Raw genomic sequence first — 18,261 nt, 5'->3', positions numbered from 1 at the left:
ATGGCAACTACCTCTAAGAAAAGCAAAGGTAAAATCAAACCTTCAAAAGCAAAATCAGGCGTTGAGAATGCAGCCAAGAATGTTAAAGCAGCCGAGAATGTAGCGGCGACCGTAACGGAGATTCCACAGCAGCCCGCAGCCGACCCAGCTCCCAAGTCCGAGCCAGCCCCTAAGCCCGAGCGACCGACCAAAGAAGAAGGCATTCCCAAGGTCCAATTTACCTCGACCAAGCGCCTCCACCGCAGCTCCGATTCAATCATTGGCGGTGTTTGTGCAGGTATAGCCGAGTATATCGAGGTCGACCCTATCCTGGTACGACTCGCCTTCATCGCACTCACAATGGCAGGTGGCGCAGGTGTATTCCTCTATATCGCGCTCTGGATCTTGATCCCTGAAGATGATGGTGTCGCTGGTGTATCTAGCTCAGAGATGATCAATGAAGAATCGATCCGCAAGAATACCGCAGATGTTGTAAGCAAAGGCAACGATATCTGGGAATCAGTCAAAGAGGGTAGCAAGCAGGGCAATGCACGAACTGTTTTCGGTCTCATCGCTGTATTCCTGGGATGCTATTTCTGGCTTGAGAATATGGGATTACTCGGATGGTTTGACTTCGGCGATATCTGGCCAGTGATATTGGTGGGCATTGGGGCAGTTTTGTTGCTGAAGAAGAAGTAGCTTTCACTAATTATTGTATTGCGGTACGAATCTGTAGTGATATAATTCCCCATGGAACCAACGAAAAACATTACTCAGCACAAGTACTTCATCCCAGCACTGGTCGCGGCACTGTTTCTGGTCTTAATGCTCTGCTGCTGTGCCTCAGCCGCAACATCTATATATATCTTAAATAGTGAGACACAACTAGAAGAGGTTGATCCACCTCCGGCAGTTGAGGAAGAGCCACCTATAGAGGAGAAGTCTCCGATAGAATCCGCTGTACTCGAGCCCGTACTCCTTAATTTCAGCAATGTGGACGAGGTTCTTAAGGATTATCAGTTCGACATACCGGAGATAGAGTCTGTAGAAGATATTGAGGAGATATACGGATTTAAATATCCGACAGTATATCTGTTTGATGCACCCTACCCGGAAAATCATGGACTTGAGGAGAACTATAATCTGCATGGGATGAGCTATCTAGTAGATAAGAGCATGGCACCTGCACCATTCGGAAGCGTTATAGCGCGCAGTGAGTATTTCTGTCAGCTATGCGAGAACAACATGAACAAGTATCACAACTTCGTACAGTATCGCACCGACCTTGGAGTAACCGGTTCTACCGAGACTCCACCTTTTCAGATTACATACTTTAAATACCATGCGTTTTATGGTCGTAGTTTAGAGTGGGTAACCGAGCAATCACTTATCCAGACTAGAGCCAATAAGATATGGGGGGAAAGCAATGATTTCTATATGCTCGGCGTGATTAATGTTGAGGATTCTAAATTTGAGAAACTATATATCTATCTAGAGATGCTGGATGATGATGGCGTGCCGGATGAAGAGACCGTATATGTCATCGACTATGCAATTGAAGATCAGTACGGTCAGAAATTCAGACATACGATCAGAGCGACTGAAGAGACCTTGGTGGGAGAGTCAGACAAGATTGCGGCCCTGATCGGATCATTCGACACGACAGAGAAGTACTTTATCTTCGGCAACGAACCAGACGATCTAGAGAGTCGTCAAGAGTATGAGCACCGTATGGAGTATGAAGTCGAGTACTGGAATGACCAGTGTGCATTGGAATATGGTACTGTCTGTCCGCATCCTATACATAAAGGGATGACAAACGAAGAGCTACTTGAAAGTGTTAACAAGAGGTGGCTCAACTACTATAACTCTCAGCAGTAATCAAGGGAGCTGTAGCCCGGACTAGTTGCTCAACTGGAATGTCGAAAGCACCTCAGTATCATACTCTCCGAGATACATGTATAGGACGGTATCCTCGTAAAGCCGCATGTAGTAGTAGCTTCGTTCCATCGCCTGTATGCAGTCTACCTCGCTACACTGGTCATATGTGACCTTCGTATATTTCACTTCATTGATTGTGAGTTCGGTTACAGCTGGCATGCCCTGCACCAGGCTTGGGAAAAGCATTTCACCTCGCTCGATTATCTCTGTTCTTTGATCTTTATCGCTCTCATGCTCTACAGCTATTACTTTTGCAGTGGGATCAGCCTGAGAAGCGACCTCGTAGTAGCTGTACGGCTCATCGTGACCGTCGACTGGGAGGCTGCTCTGATATGAATTGAGCTTACCATCTTCAAATGGCACTTTAAGTGAGAATCTCTCTGTTGTAAGTGTCTGGCCTGCAAAGCCTGGCTCTGCAGGCTCGTCTGATTGCTCGTTCTGGTCGTTGTCAGTTGATCTGTCCCCAAGCAGGGCATTCTTCGCCGAAGAGAGGATTGCAAGCAGAACAAACAGCACTACACAGACCAAGACCACAATCCCAATCTGCCTTGCTGGCCTTACAAATATATCTTTTAGCTGATGGTCATTCTCCATTTGATAGGAACTTTATACTTGCTTGATTTACTCGGCAAGCGACACCTCTCTCTCCTCGCCGCTCGCCATATCCTTCACCTTATATACGCCCTTCTCCGCCTCGAAGTCACCATAGATCACGACATTGCCAAAATTCTTACTGTTGCCATATTTCAACGCCTTCCCTACCCCCTCGACCTCGAAGCCAGTCTCTACCACTTTGCCCTCGCTTCGTAATTTGGCTGCAATGCGATTTACTTCGTCGTAAAACTTCTCATCAAGAAGCGGCACATAGTATCGATCGGTCGGGTCATCGAATTGGATATTTCCAAGCAACCCCCAGCTCTCCAGGAATAGCTTAGTAGTCTCATCGCCTGGTGCGCACCCAGTTGCCGGGAATGAATTCACACCAAATAGCTCGGCTAGACCATTATATCGACCGCCGCCAAACATTGAGCGGTTATTCTCAGGGTTATTGTCGAACACCTCAAATACCATGCCATCATAGTAGTCGAATCCACGGATTACATTTGGCTGGAATTTCACCCACTTCTCATATCCAAGTGCGGTCAATTTGCCAATAATCTGGCGCATCTCCAGATATCCCTCTTCGCTATCGATCTGTGGGATATTTGTAAGTAGCTCTTGCTCTGATTTGCTATCCATGAAGGCTCTTAATGCTGCGATCTGCGCTTCATTTAGTCCGATCTGTGTCAGTCTCTCAATCAAGCTGCTCTGCTCCTCTTTCTCCCACTTGTCGAGGATGCGCACTACCTCGCCTCGCTGCTCTGGAGTCACCTGCGCAAAGCGATTGAGCACTGCGTCAATTAATTTTCTGTTGTTTACGAATAGTGTGAATGCCCCGTCAGGTGGGTTGAAGCTAAGCATAATCTCAAGTGCCACCTGCAAGATCTCGATGTCGGCGTTGATTGAATTCTCGCCGAAGATGTCGAAGTTGAGCTGCCAGAACTCGCGGTTACGGCCACGCTGTGGCTTCTCACCGCGCATAAAGTTGGCGATCGAGAATAGCTTGATCGGCTTGGCCTCCCCTTCATAGCTCCTGCTCACCATGCGAGTTACCGATGGAGTCATCTCTGGGCGGATAGCTAATTCACGACCTGAGCGGTCGATCACTATCATCAGCTCTTTGCCGCCAAGGTCTTCGCCTGATTTTGCGCGATATAGATCGGCAAACTCAAGCAGCGGAGTCAGATATTCTTGGTATCCAAATTTTGTACATACTGAGCGCCAGCTATCAAAGATATACTTGCGAATCTTAAATTCGCTTGGCGTCCAGTCGGCAGTGCCCTTGTAGGGCTCATTTGATATTGTAGTTTTCATATTGGTTTAGTATATCACCCGACCACTTAGCTCCGATAGATAGGAAAAGCTGTGTTAGCCATCTCTCGAGCTTGCTGTGTTGATCCGATTGTTTTTTTATCGACGCTAAGTGGTCGGGTGAATGAATTAAAGTGAAAAGTGGCTATGTAAAGTATAGCCGTATAAGTTTTGCCTTAGCGGTGATGCTTACCCTTGGCGGATGAGTTGAGCCGATTGAGAACAACTTCAAATGCACCCATGCCATGCTCTAGCCAGTAATTGATCCTGGTGATTGTAGTCGTGCTTATTCCTGTTTCTTTGCTTATATCTCTGTATGACATATCGTCTTTTAATAGGTGCTCAGCGGCGTAAAGTCTCGACGCAAAAGTCTCGATCTCCTGCTCGGTCATCAAATCACGGAGAAAAGATCTACACTCCTCTTCGCTCTGTATTGTTAGGAAAGCTTGGTAAAGTTTCCGGACAGATTCATGCGTTTTTCGCTTATTCATGATCTATAATTATATTGTCAACGCATGACGATGTCAATGATCCGGCTTACTGAAGGGGTTAATTAAACATTGGGCGGCACAAAGTGTCGATTTCCTCGTAGGGTGTGTTTGTAGCGCTGCTAGCGCACGACTTCCTCGAGCTTTCTGTTCAATTTCGTCCGTACCGAAGGGCTATTTACCCTGCTTATGATGTTCACCCTATCCCACTTAAAAGTCTCTCTGAACAGTGCATTTGTCTCGTCGAGTGTGATGCTCTCCTTCATCTTTATCTCCTCTTCTATGGTCATGAAGCGGTTAAACCAGAAGATACCAGGCATATACCAGTCGGTGAAGTCAGATATTGAGCTACACCCCATCTTGAGGCTATTGATGCTCCCCTCGATCCCGATCTGCAGCTCTCTCTCTGTGAACCCATCTCTGAGCAATCTTTTAATCTCTTCAAATACCATCTCGTACACTGTGATTATCTTGTCGTCTGAGGTGGTGAAATCGATATCGAAATAGCCGGGCTCGTTCAGCGCCGATGAGAAGCTTCCCCCGATCGAGTAGATCATGCCTGTCTCCTTTCGGAGCTTCTTAAATAGCACGCTGCTTCTATAGTTGGCAAATATAGCTGCAATCATCGACAGAGTCAGTCTTTCTTTGAAATTATCCAGTCGTAGCTCTAAGCTTGGCAATGTGATAGCGCCAATCGACTTTGTCTCATTCGTATCAACTTGGGTCTTGATGCTCCTTCCCGATAGCTCCGAAGTTGCCGTCTCCTTCTGGAAATCTAGGCCTGAGGCTTTTTCTACACCAAATGCCTCCTCCACATATCTCACAGCCTCGTCTGGGTCGATATTGCCGACTATGCAGATCGTCATGTTATCTGGAACGAACAGCTTTTTATGCCACTCCATCAAGGCTGTGCGGCTCATTTTGGAGACATGCGACGCTTTGCCCACAATCGGGAGCGGTGCGCTGTTGTTTAGGTAGCGAGTCTTCCTGTAGAAATCTGAGTATTTCCTGTTTGGGCGGCTCTCATAATTGTGAATCTCGTCGAGTATTGCTGTGCGCTCCTTCTCGAGCCTCTCCTCTGGAAATGTGGGCTGGAAGCAAACATCGTACATGTACTCCACCGCATAGTGCAGGTGGGTATCCGGCACTGAGATTGTAAATCCAACTGAATAGTGAGAGGTGTAGCCATTGTAGTCGCCTCCTAGCAGCTCGATCTCTTCGTCAAACTTGTTCTTATCTGGGTGCAGCTTGCCACCTTCAAGCACCATGTGCTCTACGAAATGGCTTATACCATTGTTTTTCTTGGTCTCAAGCGATGGGCCGCCGTGCAGCTTTACCTGGACGTTGATCGATTTAAATTGTGGTGTGCCGATTGCCAGCACCCTCAATCCATTTTTTAATGTTTCGTGCCTGTATCTCATGCCGCTAACTTATAATGCGCTGAAGATTAAATATTTAGCTGGGAATTAACGATTTTAGCATATTATTTAATTATATTTTCATGAAATGGAAAGTTTGGGCTATATTTGCGGCTTCTAGGGTTAATATGTTGTGTTCTATAAGTTAGCGGGGTAAGATAAAGCATGATATCTGTCCGACTCGACCCGCTTGAGACAAAAGAAGCAAACGTTAGCAAGGCCGCCCGCGGTGAAGCTATTATTACCAAATTCGAAATTGTCCCGCTAGACACCAATGTGATCGATTTTGTCACCCCTACCCTATATCTCACCCAGAGCCACTTTATTGTAAGCTACGACGAGATTCTAGAGATCTATAACTTTGGCGAGCTTGACATTGAGTATCTAGGCGAGGTCCCGAAATTTAGCATCGTGCAGCAGTTTCTTGAGGGGAAATTCTACTATTTTGCAGATAAGCGCGAGGACCTCGACAAGATGCGTGCCTTTGAGGAATTGCCCAGAATGGCAGTAACGGAGCCAAATCAGGTACCTAAGGATTTTACGTTGCGCAAAGGGTTTGAGGTACAGAAAGCATATCAGGTATGGGCAATGACGCGCATGATTAAGAATTACCAGCGCAACCAGAGCTCGGAGGGGATGCTCCAGGAGATGGTCGATGGCAACTTTACCCGATTTAACCAGAAAACCATTCTTGCTTTTGTAGTGATTTTTGTAATTTATCTCTTGATAAGGCTGTTCTTGTACCCAATCATGCCCGATGTAGTCAATAGCGCCCTCAACTTCTTTTTTGGAGCTGTAGTTTTGGCGCTTGGTGTGTGGCTATGGTTGACAGTATCTAAAAATTTAGAGAAATTTAAGGCGTTGTACAACGGATATGCAGGCTTGGGAAAACTCTCAACTCCAGACTCAAAGTACGTGCGCCCTCCGACAACCTAACGCTTAAAAACAATTTGCTCGCAACTATTTTTAAACGTTAGGTTGTCGGAGTGACTATTCATTTAATGTTGCGTATAATCATACACGATGAAATACAACATGGGATTTACAGACCACAACCCAACTGGCGCACACGCAAGTAGACGCATGAGAAGGCCATCACCGAGAAGGATTCGGGCCTCTTCTGTCGCCGCGCATAAGCGTTCATCCGCCCATAACTACAAATCGCCAGGAAATATCAGCCACTCAGCAAGCCGCACCAGTGGTCGCTCCACCATGAGGCGCTTTAATAGCATGACCAATATTGGCCAGCTTTGGAACGGATTTGTGGGCAAGAAGCCGAAAAGTAGCGGACGCCCATCAGCAGGAGCCAAGAATAGAAAGCTATTTTTCAAGAGGCTGTTTGCATATATGTTTGGATTTGCGTTTGTCACAACCGCAATTGCATTTATAGCTTTAGGCATATATTTGAAAGGTCTGCAGCAATCGCTACCTGATCCGGATAAGCTGATTGAGAGAGATGTAGCCGGAAGCACGATAATTTATGATAGAACCGGCAAGAAAGAGCTCTTTAAGGTTTACTCCGAAGAAAATCGCGAGTTTGTTGATCTGGAGGATATTCCAGAGCACACAAAATGGGCACTGCTTGCCGCTGAGGATGTGGAATTCTACGAGCATAAGGGTCTCGACTGGAAGGGTATAACAAGTTGTGGTATTAAAAGCACTAGATCGTATCTCACCGGCTCGGGTGATGTGTGTGGTGCTAGCACGATCTCCCAGCAGTTGGTAAGAAACACGCTCTGTTATGAAGCATTCGGAGATGAGTGTTATGAGAGAAGCAATTTCCTAAAAGCTGCAAGGCGAAAGCTTAAAGAGATGCTACTGACCATGCAGGTTGAGCAGACATTCACAAAAGATGAAATCCTCCAGCTTTACATGAACGAGGTGTTTATGGGAAGCGTAAACTATGGCTTCCAGTCTGCCTCGAAGGCCTACTTCGGCAAGGATATCCGTGATCTTACACTTGCTGAAAGCGCAATGCTCGCAGGGATGATCCAGAGCCCTACCTACTATGCACCAATCTATGGTGTTGAGCAGGAAGGCGCAAAGGTAAGACAGGCATATGTACTCGATCAGATGTCGAAGCATAAGAAGCTGACCGGAGTATCCGAGGAAGAGCTCCAGGCAGCTGCTGAAGAAGAGATCGTTTACAAGACTTTGACCAACGATATTCCAGCTTATCATTTCGTATTCTATGTACAGCAGCAGCTCGAGCAGGAATTCGGCCATGAGATGCTAACTCGTGGAGGACTGAAAGTTACAACTACACTTGATATGTCGACCCAGATTGTCGCCGAAGAGGAGATCAGGAACGGTATAAAGCAGTATGGAAATAAATGGGGCGTCTACAACGGTGCATTGGTCGCGATTGACCCAAACACCGGCCAGATACTTGCCATGGTCGGCTCGGTCGACCCGACAATCACCGATGATCCGAGGATCGACGGAAATGTAAATGTTACAACTGCTCTGAGGCAGCAAGGCTCTTCGGTAAAGTCATACACATACTTTACTGCTTTCCAGCGATGGGGCCCATGGATGTCCGCCCCTGACATTGCAGAGATGAGCTTCGGTAACTATAACCCACCAAACTGGGATACCAAGACCTTGGGAATCATGACTGCTCGTGAAGCACTTGTGAAATCAAGAAACCGACCGGCGGTTTACACATTGCAAGCTGTCGGGCTGGAAAATGTCATGGCTAACATGGAGAAGATGGGTATCACAACTCTCGGAGATCCAAGCAACTATGGCCTTAGCTTCACATTGGGAACTGCTGAGATGTCGCTTCTTGAGCATGCCGGTGCATACTCTATATTTGCCACCGGTGGTATTAAGCGCGATGTGACGCCGTTTCTAAAAGTCGAAAACTCAAAGGGTGAGGTGTTAAAGGAGTATGAGGAAAAGAGTGAAAGAATCTTCTCGGAAGAGGATATCTACCTATTGAACTGGACATTATGCGATCTTGGTGCACACAGCGATCAGATCATGCGTAGCGCACCACAGTATTACTATAATATCGGTGGTAAGCCAGCAATCTGTGGTAAGACCGGTACAACCAACGGTCCAAAGGACCTTGTATCTATGCAGTATCATAAAAATCTGGTAGTCGGCGTATGGGCCGGCAATAACAACGGTGAAGAAGTTCCTGGTGCATGGAGCACTACTGTGCCATTGCCTATTGCTCACTCATTTATGGAGAGGGTCTCAAGTAAGTATCCCTCACAGTTATACTCACGCCCGGCCAATGTCAGCGAGGGCCAGGTGTGTAGAGATACCGGAAGGCTGGCTTCCGACAGTACTCCTTGTTCGAAGGAGAAAACAGTTTATGTGAATTCCCGCAAGCCTGGAGAGGATAAACGGGAAACTGCTCATATATGCCGCTCAAACGGCAAGATAGCATCAAACTACAACCAAGCCTCACAGTTCCCCGACATACTAGAAGACAAGACCTGGTTGAATTTCACACCAGAAAACGGAGCACAGCTGGGCACTATTGCTGCATTCTTTGACAACCTTGAGACCGATGGACGAAGAATGTTCGTATTCAATCAGCCTGAGTCAGCAAACTGTGACCTACCGCTAGGTCCAAATGGCGAGCCTGTCCCAACAATCACTTCTCCTGCCACCGGCTCATCAATCGATGCTGGCGAGCAGCTCGTGGTTGATGTAGACGTCCGATTCACAGGGTCGCTAAACTATGTAGAGCTTCTGATCGATGGCTCACCTGTAGATATTGAAGACGATAGCTCACCATATCAGCTGAGGTACACAGTACCATCGGGCCGGGTAGCTGGAAATATGCTAGTCACAGCACGTGCTGTAGATAGCGCAGGTCGAATAGGTACAACTAGCATCAATGTGACTGTCACAGGCAATGCTGGATCGTTGAACTGGGTCACCCCAACCAACAATCAGACTATCTCGATACCTCATGCCTTAGAGGTTACAGCCTCTGGCTTCACACCGTTGAGTGTGACATTTGTAATTCAGGGGGTAGATGTTGATTACACAAGAACCTATACTGACAACAGCTCTAACGGTGGTTGGAGCGTTAACTGGAACGATATTGGCGCTGGAGATGGGGAGTATACTGTAACTGCTCGCTCTGTCAGCGGTACTACGATTATTGTTTCAGAGATTACTATAAGGGTTAACTAGTCCCGCTAACTTATAGCGTGTATATGCTCCGATCATATGTTGTTTTTTCATCAGCTACAAGCGATTGATCATTGTTATGATTCCTGAAACCATACTATAAGTTAGCGGGACTAGTTATTTTACCTTCCCGCCAGTTGCTTTGGTGACCTTATCGGACACTTTGCCCACTAGTGCTGATACATCTTCCCCGGATAATGTTTTCTCCTTATGTTGAAGCATGATGCTGATCGTGACTTGCTTCTTCTCCTGCTTCTTCTGCTCATCTGTCTGATAGATGTCGAGAATCGATACATTCGATACAAGCTCTTTACTCTCAACGGCTTTTGCTCCTACCTGCTGCAAATAGGCTGCTGGGACTGAGTTATCGACTATGAAGCAGATATCCTCGACGACCGCAGGATATCTCGATGGCTCGCTATAGCTGCTCACGCCATCATTTATGTATTGTAACTCCTTTATCTCTATTTCGAAGCCTGCACTGTTCTGAGCTAGCCCGTTATCACTCTTCACTACTGGGTTAAGATCGCCAACAATTCCAAGATAGCTCTTCTCCCCTTCTCGCTCTGCTATCACGATCGCTGTAGCGTTGTTGTTAAAAAGTGGCACAAGATTTTGGATCCAGTACGGCAATGTGGCAAGCTGCAGCTCTGCTAGATGCTCATATGAGTATCTATTGATATTTAGGCTTCGCATAAGCTCGTCCAGATACTGCTTGGCCAAATAGTATGGCGATCCAGAGTATTGAGCTTTGGCGCTCTTATCATCCATAGATATACCAAAAGCAACGCTCTGCTGCTCAACCGGGAGGCCATCTTTGTCTACATTCAGCTTGGAATGGGATTTATTTATCTCGAACAGCGCGAAGTGCGACTTGCCTCGTACGGAGTTGAGCTTAACCTTCTCTAACACTGATGGGAGGATGCTTGTACGCATATACTCTAGCTCGGGCGATAGGGCATTCTTGATATGATATGCATTTTTAATATCCTGATTGAAGTTCTCAAAATCAGCAGCGCCTCGGAAGTTGTAAGTGAGGATCTCGTCAGCCCCTGCTGCGGTTAGTGCCTTTCTAATTGACTTCTGCACCTCCACGATTGGGTTCTTAGCAGCCGGCATCAATGTCCTTCCTGGAAGTGTGACTTGAATATTATCGTAACCGTACTGTCGGCCGATCTCTTCGTGGATATCTTCAGGGATCTGGAGATCTTTGCGGTATGTCGGGATATCAACAATCATCTGATCATCATCAAGCATTCGGTTGTGTAGCTCAACATTTTCTAAAATCTGGTGGATCTCATCGCTGCTCAATTCTGTACCTAGATGCGTGTTAGCTCGCACAAGTGAGACCGAGATCTGTCGAGGCTCGCTGAGATGCTGATATATGTCGTGCACCTTGTCTGCAACTTGGCCATTGGCCAGCTCTTCCACCATCTTTACGGCGTGGTACAGAGCATTCTCGCACTTATTCGGATCTTGGCCTTTGGTAAATCTAGTTACAGCTTCAGAGAACAGTCCAAATTGCATCGAGGTGCGTCGTATATTTGACTTCTCGAAATTGGCTGACTCGATAATGATGTTCTTGCTGTTTTCATCAATCTCAGTATCGAGGCCGCCCATTACTCCTCCGATAGCCACAGGGTGGGAGCTATCGCAGATCACTACATTGCTGTCGTTGAGCTCATGAGTCTTACCGTCGAGTGTTGTGATAACCTCACCGGTGTTGGCACGGCGTACAATTATATATGCGCTATCCTTGGCATTTGTATCTTTTGCCTTCAGCTTGTCGTAGTCGAAAGCATGAAGCGGTTGCCCGGTAAGCAGCATGATGTAGTTGGTGATGTCGACAATATTGTTGATTGGGCGTACTCCCGACTTTACAAGCTTGGACTGGAGCCAAAGTGGCGATTCTTTTATCTGGATGCCTGACATCACTGCTGCCATATAGCGTGGACAGAGATTGTCAGCCTGGTTGTCAACTTTAAGAGCTAATCCACCCTCTTTGCTAGCTGTGTCGGGTCGCTCAATTGTCGGGTCCAGATACCAATCTGGCGATTTGAATTCTAGCCCTTGGATTCCCGCTGCTTCGCGAGCGATTCCAATGATCCCGAAGCAATCAGCACGGTTGGCTAGAGCCTTATTTTCGATATCAATGACTACATCATTCATCTCAAGCACTTCGCTGATCGATGTGCCTGGAGCCATATCTGTGTGCATCCGCATCACCCGCTCGTGGTTGTTGCTTATGTCGAGCTCACGTGCAGAGGCGATCATACCGTTAGACTCTATCCCTCGCAATTTCACTTTCTTGACGATGTTTCCTTGCTCCTCTGGCTTAGGGTTGTATGGGATCGCTGTCTCCGGTGGGAAATATGCGACCTTGTCACCTACTTCGAGCGTTTTATCGCCAGCTACTACCTGTACATCTGTGCCGCTCCCAATGTCGAGCTTGTAGATTGCCAGCTTGTCGGCTTCTGGATGCTCCTGCTTCTCCTTGATCTGGGCAAGCAAAGTCTTCTGGTACTTCTTGTCATACTCAATAACCTCCTCGACCTCACCTACTCGGGCTCGGACGCGTGCAACAAACTCTTCGGTCAATAGGTTTATCTGTGTGAGCTCTTTTATCCAGTTTAATGAAATTTTCATGTTTTGCGGTTAAAAATTAATGAAGTTAAAACCCGATCAAGCTAAAATTTTTTAATGAAATCTAGGTCTCCGCTATGCAGCCACCTTATATCTTCAATACCATGCTTTATCATCACCAGCCTGTCGAGTCCGAATCCCCAGGCAAACCCTGTATATTTCTTCGAGTCGATTCCTGCCTCCTCAAGCACATTTGGATGGATCATTCCACAACCCATCGCCTCAATCCAACCTGTGCCGCCACATATGCTGCAGCCTGTGCCATTGCAGAATGGACAATTAATCAAGAATTCAATATCTGGCTCAGTAAATGGGAAATATGCAGGCTGAAGCTTAATCTTCAGCTCTTTCTGGAAGAAGGCTTCTAGATATGTCTTAATTGTGCCGATCATGTCGCCTACAGAAATATTCTCATCGACATACACACCCTCAATCTGGTGAAGTGTATGCTCGTGGCTGGCATCGGTAGCTTCATTGCGGAAGCATCGGCCTGGTACTACAACTCTAATAGGGATCTCGTAATTCCTGAGCACACGGTTTTGCATCGTTGACGTATGTGCAGGTGGTATAAGGTTCTCATCTGTCCAGAATGTATCCCACAGGTCACGTGCAGGGTGACCGATCGGGAAATTTAATGCCTCGAACATATTGTAGTCGTTGTCGATTTGGCGACACTCTTCAATATTGAATCCCATTGACTCGAATACACCAAGTACATACTCGAGCTCTTTGGTGAGTGGATGCTGCGAGCCACGAGCTGAGATCAGCTCTGGTCGCTTATCGGTAGAAGTATTGATATCAAATGGTGCTGTGACGTCGATCTTCTCACCTGTGGAGATCTCAATATGCTTGTCACTCTGGGCTGCATCAATGATCTGCTCAATCTGCTTTTTCAATTCGTTTGCCTCGTTGCCAAATCTTGATCGCTCTTCCAATGCCACTTCCTTTATGCCCCTTAGAAGGGAGTTCAAGATACCGCCCTTGCTGAGATATTTCTTCTTTATCTCGTCAGCTGATAAATTTTGACTATCTTGCTCAAGCTCTTTTCTTACATCTTCTATCTGATTCGATTGGTTGCTCATTGTTTTCATGAAGGTTAATTGTTTAGCAATATATTATACACATTATACCCATCCCCGCTAACTTATAGTCCAAAGCCTCGGAGACGGACTATAAGTTAGCGGACTCATTAGCCTAAGTCCATATATAAATAAAAAGGGACCTTTTATTTTGTAAAAGGTCCCTGTCATCCACCACTATAATCTGAATCTACAAGGACTTAACTAGGCTACTAAATGATTCAGGGTTGTTATATGCAATATCAGCAAGCACTTTCTTGTTTAGTCTGACATCCGCCTTGTGCATCTTATCCATAAGCTCGCTATATGTTGTGTCGTTTAGGCGAGCGGCTGCATTGATTCTGTCAATCCATACTCTTCGAATCTGAGTTGGTCTTCGCTTTCTATGTGCGAATGAGTAGTTACCAGCGTGGAGGTAAGCCTCATGTGAAACGCGGTACAGACGACCCTTGGTCATTCTATAACCCTTGGTTGCCTTCAATACTTTATTGTGTCGTCTGCGTCTTGCAATACCTGTCTTAGTTCTCATGATTTGCTATATGCTTAATACTTTCTTATATCTCTTCTGAATGGAGCTACTTACTACTGTTCGAGTGCTCTTTCGCCTCTTGGCCCTTCGTGACTTTTTTGTCTTTAGGTGGCCCTGCGAACTTTCGTTGTAAACAAGCTTAGACTTACGGTTACCCTTTGGGTTACTCTTCCTTAGCCTCTTGAGTGCTGTCTTCTTCGTTTTGTTTGGTTTTCGGGTTCTTGCCATCGGGCTTGTAAGTTATAAATATCTTTTTACCTTCGGTCTTTGGTACGGGTTCGATAGTACTATAACCCTCAAATTTAGTCAATATCTCGAGGAAAGTCTCCTTTGCCTGCTCATGGGTCTGGCGACCACGTCTCTCCATGGTCAAGCGCACCTGGTGACCCTTTGAAAGATACTCCTTTGCCCGTTTTGACTTATACTCGATGTCGTTTTGATCTATTACAGGACTAAACTTGAACTGCTTGAGTGGCTTATTCTTGGTCTTTTGCTTGCCCTCACGCTGTTTTTTCTTCTGCTCATACAGGAATTTCGAGTAATCCATGATGCGGCACACCGGCGGCTTGGCATTTGGAGCTACCTCTACCAGATCCAATCCGGCATCTCGCGCCTTCGTTTGTGCTATTTGCACTGCTACAACGCCTACATTCTCGTTGTTTTCATCAATAAGCATCACTTCAGGGACTCTAATCATATGGTTTCGTCTAGGACCAAAATCTCTACTACGGTCTTGGTAGCTGTCCCTGCGGTATCCACCGCTCTTTCTCTTGTAATTAAATGAGCTTTTCTTGTACATATTATAAATATATAAATTATCTATTTCTTACTGCCTACCATCAGGCCTATGCTTCTATTATCAATCTCTTCGGTTACCATATTGATAAACTCGTCCTTTTTGTGAAGCCCTTGATCTTTTAGCCCACGGACTCGCACTGCAATCGTATCTGTTTCAACCTCTTTGTCGCCTACTACGAGGGTATAAGGGATCTTATTTACCTCGGCATCGCGTATCTTGTATTGAAGTCGCTCATTACGGTTATCAACCATAGATCTTATCCCTTCTGACTTTAGCTGTTCATTAAGCGCTTCGGCATACTCAAGGTGCTTATCTGTAATTGGAAGGATTCGGACCTGTTCCGGCGAAATCCAAAGCGGAAAAGCCCCTCCAAAATGCTCAATCAAGAAAGCAACAGTTCTTTCAACTGCTCCAATGCCTGATCTGTGGACGACTACAGCCTCACGCTCCTCGTTGTTTGCGTCGATATAGTTTAGTTTAAACCTCTTAGGCATCACGAAGTCGTATTGAACAGTGAATGCAGTGTCTGACTTACCGGCCACATTCTTCATCTGGATGTCGATCTTTGGCCCGTAGAAAGCTGCTTCATCTTCTGCTTCCTCGAAGATAGCCTCTCGTTCTACCAGTACATCTCGTAAGATCTTTTCTGCCTTGTCCCAAGCCTTGTCGTCCTTGTAGTACTTCTTCTCATCTTCCCTATCTCCAAGCGAGAGTCTGTACCAGAAATTATCACCCATCTTTAATCCAAAAGTCCCGGCAACATCCTCGATCAGCTGCAATACAAGTCGAATCTCATCTTTAGCCTGCTCATCATCTGCACATACTATGTGAGCGTCTGAGAGACAGAATGATCGAACCCTCATTAGTCCTGACAGCTCGCCAGACTGCTCATATCGATACAGTTTTGCCAGCTCTGCGATCCTCATCGGGAGGTCACGATAGCTTCTCGGCTCGCTCAAGAATAGCTCAAAGTGATGCGGACAGGTCATTGGGCGAAGCATATATTTCTCATCGTCAATCTCGATCGGTGAGTACATCGACTCTTTATAGTATGGGTAGTGGCCTGATTTCTCATACAACTTCAGATTTGCAATATCTGGAGTGTAGACATGTAGATATCCTCGCTCGGTCTCGAGGTCGACAATAAATCTTTCAAGCTCGCGTCTAATAATCGAGCCTTTTGGAGTCCAGAGTGGCAAGCCCTTTCCCACAGTCTCAGAGAAGGTAAATAGCCCTAGCTCTTTTCCAAGCTTTCGGTGGTCTCGCTCTTTTGCCAGCTCGAGGTTATCAAGATGTGCTTTTAACTCCTCTTTAGTTGCAAATGCAGTGCCATATATTCGGGTAAGCATTGGCTGCTTCTCATCGCCTCTCCAGTAAGCACCGGCAAGGCTAAGCAGCTTTACATGGCCAACTTTCTTGGTCGAATCAACGTGAGGGCCTCGGCATAGGTCTACAAACTCTCCGTCACCTGTCACATAGAAGCTTAGAGGGTCGCCCTCTACATTTTCCATTAGGTCGAGCTTATACTTCTGCTCAAGTGCCTTATATCTCTCAATCGCCCCGTCTCGCTCTACAAATTCCTGATTCATCTTCAGGTCTGACTTAATGATCTGCTTCATCTCTGCTTCGATTTTTGGAAGATCTTCCTCACTGATTGGCTCAGCAAAGTCAAAATCGTAGTAGAAGCCATTTTCTATGGCTGGCCCGATACCCAGCTTGGTTTCGGGGTAAAGCTTCAATACTGCTTGTGCCAATACATGCGCTGCTGTATGCCTCATCTTCTCTAATTCTGGGACGTCTGGATTTTTTGACTTCTTTTCTTTCTTACTCATAACGGTTTCTGTTCAATTAATGTGATAAATCTCCCATTGATAGGGATTCTCCATAAAATGGAAAAGGAAAAACTAGCATTAGCTGCATGTTGGATATACAAGTTTGTCGATTTTGTTGCGCTTTGCGCCTAATACTCTGTACACAATAGCAATTTTATACCTCATGGAGCGATTAATCAACTGTCTCACTGGAGAATCACGAATGTCACTGCATTCATACCGAATCTATAAGTATCCATTATCTCAATCCCCTCGATCGTCTCGATCACATCAGCTAGTGGGTAGTAGTACGGATGCTTGATAATAAGTGCTCCTGGGAAAAGCTTGGTTTCCCGGTCTTTATACCCTGGAAGCAGCTCTCGTAATCCAGTGATAAGCTGCGACATAGCCTGCTTTTTCTTGGTGTTATACAGCTTGTAGGGTGGATCCATAAAAATAATCTCGTACTGCTCTTCTCGTGAGATTGCTCCTTTTACATACTCATCAGCCTTCTCACGAATAATCGAGGTCTCGGTAAGAAATCCTGTATGCCTGGCATTTTGATGGAGAATCTTCTCTGCTTGCTTGGCCGCATCTACAAAGGTCACCTCTTTTGCACCTCTTGATAGCGCTTCGAATCCGAAAGAGCCAGAGCCGGCATAGATATCTAGCACTGTCTTGTTGAAAATATCCTCACGCAATATATCGAATATTCGCGTCTTCATCCTATCCGTTAGAGGCCTCGTCTTATGTGGAATCTCAATCTTAAACCCTCTCACCTTACCACCGGTTACCCTTACTTTCCCTTTTACAGTTGGTTCTTGATGCCGAAGCATCTCTTTAAGCATCTCGTCCTCGTGCTTGTCATACTCTTCCCAGCTGTCTGCTTTAAGCTTATGCTTCTGCTTTCTTAATTTTCTTAGCGAGTCATATTTGAGGCCCATTTCAGGTTTCTGTTTATTTTAAGGGTTTAATTGAAGGTCGTACTGCCTCGTACATTATAACACTGCCGGCAATTGCTACGTTTAGCGACTCTTTCATCCCATTCATAGGGATATGGATAAGCTTGTCAGATTGATCAATTATCAATTGGTTCACTCCTAGCCGCTCATGCCCCAATACCAGAGCTACCTCTTCTGGGTATTCAACTTCTTGAAAATGCTGGCTTCCATCTGTGATCTCAACGCTGAAGATCGGTATATTCGCCTCTTTAAGCTCTGAGATTGCCATCATCGAATCTGGATAATGCTTGGATGGCACGCTTTCTGTCGCACCAAGGGCGGTCTTGTAGATCTTTGGGTTGTCGATAGTTGAAGTGATGCCGCACAGATAGATCTGGCAATTTCCTATTGCATCAGCAGTACGGAAAACGCTGCCGACATTAAATGCAGATCGGATATTATCCAAAACAATATGTAGCGTTTTACTTTCTGAATTTCTACTCATCGCTTCTAATGCCCGTCGATAAAGGAAATTTATAACTCCTGGCATTTTTGGTATTATATCCG

15 protein-coding genes are annotated in these 18,261 nt (G+C 46.0%); 4 read left to right on the top strand and 11 right to left on the bottom strand.

The genetic code is table 11. The features are described from left to right. Together QY318_00540 and QY318_00535 are read left to right on the top strand one after the other, a co-directional pair. Entirely contained in the window at window positions 1–678 is a 678-nt protein-coding gene (locus QY318_00540) for a PspC domain-containing protein (protein ID WKZ31248.1), read from the top strand. A gap of 51 nt (window positions 679–729) precedes the next feature. After that, the gene (locus tag QY318_00535) at window positions 730–1,860 is read left to right on the top strand and encodes a hypothetical protein (GenBank protein WKZ31247.1); all 1,131 of its coding nucleotides are present in this window, start codon (window positions 730–732) and stop codon (window positions 1,858–1,860) included. Between the two features lie 21 nt (window positions 1,861–1,881). On the opposite strand, the gene QY318_00530 is transcribed toward QY318_00535, so the two are convergent. The 4 genes from QY318_00530 to QY318_00515 all read right to left on the bottom strand — a co-directional run bounded on the left by QY318_00530 (window position 1,882) and on the right by QY318_00515 (window position 5,740). After that, window positions 1,882–2,514: a hypothetical protein gene (locus tag QY318_00530; protein WKZ31246.1), complete on the bottom strand. Its 633-nt coding sequence runs from the start codon at window positions 2,512–2,514 to the stop codon at window positions 1,882–1,884. 27 nt (window positions 2,515–2,541) lie between these two features. Continuing rightward, window positions 2,542–3,834, bottom strand: a complete 1,293-nt coding sequence (gene hisS, locus QY318_00525) for a histidine--tRNA ligase (GenBank protein WKZ31245.1) — start codon at window positions 3,832–3,834, stop codon at window positions 2,542–2,544. Window positions 3,835–4,007: 173 nt separating this feature from the next. Then, window positions 4,008–4,322, bottom strand: coding sequence for a YerC/YecD family TrpR-related protein (locus tag QY318_00520; protein ID WKZ31244.1), 315 nt, complete (start codon window positions 4,320–4,322; stop codon window positions 4,008–4,010). 119 nt (window positions 4,323–4,441) lie between these two features. Then, window positions 4,442–5,740: a pitrilysin family protein gene (locus QY318_00515; protein ID WKZ31243.1), complete on the bottom strand. Its 1,299-nt coding sequence runs from the start codon at window positions 5,738–5,740 to the stop codon at window positions 4,442–4,444. Window positions 5,741–5,902: 162 nt separating this feature from the next. On the opposite strand from QY318_00515, the gene QY318_00510 reads away from it, so the two are divergent. After that, a complete protein-coding gene (locus QY318_00510) occupies window positions 5,903–6,673 on the top strand; it encodes a hypothetical protein (protein ID WKZ31242.1) in 771 nt (256 codons plus the stop codon). 87 nt (window positions 6,674–6,760) lie between these two features. After that, entirely contained in the window at window positions 6,761–9,895 is a 3,135-nt protein-coding gene (locus QY318_00505; GenBank protein ID WKZ31241.1) for a penicillin-binding protein, read from the top strand. A 114-nt stretch (window positions 9,896–10,009) separates the two neighbouring features. Here the strand turns inward: QY318_00505 and pheT are convergent, their stop codons facing one another. The 7 genes from pheT to QY318_00470 form a co-directional block, all read right to left on the bottom strand. Continuing rightward, window positions 10,010–12,538, bottom strand: a complete 2,529-nt coding sequence (gene pheT, locus QY318_00500) for a phenylalanine--tRNA ligase subunit beta (GenBank protein ID WKZ31240.1) — start codon at window positions 12,536–12,538, stop codon at window positions 10,010–10,012. A gap of 41 nt (window positions 12,539–12,579) precedes the next feature. Next, window positions 12,580–13,617, bottom strand: a complete 1,038-nt coding sequence (pheS, locus tag QY318_00495; GenBank protein WKZ31239.1) for a phenylalanine--tRNA ligase subunit alpha — start codon at window positions 13,615–13,617, stop codon at window positions 12,580–12,582. Between the two features lie 187 nt (window positions 13,618–13,804). Beyond that, the gene (gene rplT, locus QY318_00490) at window positions 13,805–14,143 is read right to left on the bottom strand and encodes a 50S ribosomal protein L20 (protein WKZ31238.1); all 339 of its coding nucleotides are present in this window, start codon (window positions 14,141–14,143) and stop codon (window positions 13,805–13,807) included. A gap of 163 nt (window positions 14,144–14,306) precedes the next feature. Then, a complete protein-coding gene (infC, locus tag QY318_00485; protein WKZ31237.1) occupies window positions 14,307–14,942 on the bottom strand; it encodes a translation initiation factor IF-3 in 636 nt (211 codons plus the stop codon). A 20-nt stretch (window positions 14,943–14,962) separates the two neighbouring features. Next, on the bottom strand, window positions 14,963–16,774 hold the full coding sequence (gene thrS / locus QY318_00480) for a threonine--tRNA ligase (GenBank protein WKZ31236.1): 1,812 nt from the start codon (window positions 16,772–16,774) through the stop codon (window positions 14,963–14,965). Window positions 16,775–16,959: 185 nt separating this feature from the next. Continuing rightward, on the bottom strand, window positions 16,960–17,697 hold the full coding sequence (locus QY318_00475) for an RsmD family RNA methyltransferase (GenBank protein ID WKZ31235.1): 738 nt from the start codon (window positions 17,695–17,697) through the stop codon (window positions 16,960–16,962). Between the two features lie 13 nt (window positions 17,698–17,710). Then, window positions 17,711–18,244, bottom strand: a complete 534-nt coding sequence (locus QY318_00470; GenBank protein ID WKZ31234.1) for a TrmH family RNA methyltransferase — start codon at window positions 18,242–18,244, stop codon at window positions 17,711–17,713. Window positions 18,245–18,261 lie beyond the last annotated feature (17 nt).

It is taken from the genome of Candidatus Dojkabacteria bacterium (genome assembly GCA_030583845.1).
GTDB lineage: Bacteria > Patescibacteriota > Dojkabacteria > SC72 > JAHDCA01.
This window is presented reverse-complemented; position numbering and strand designations above follow the sequence as displayed.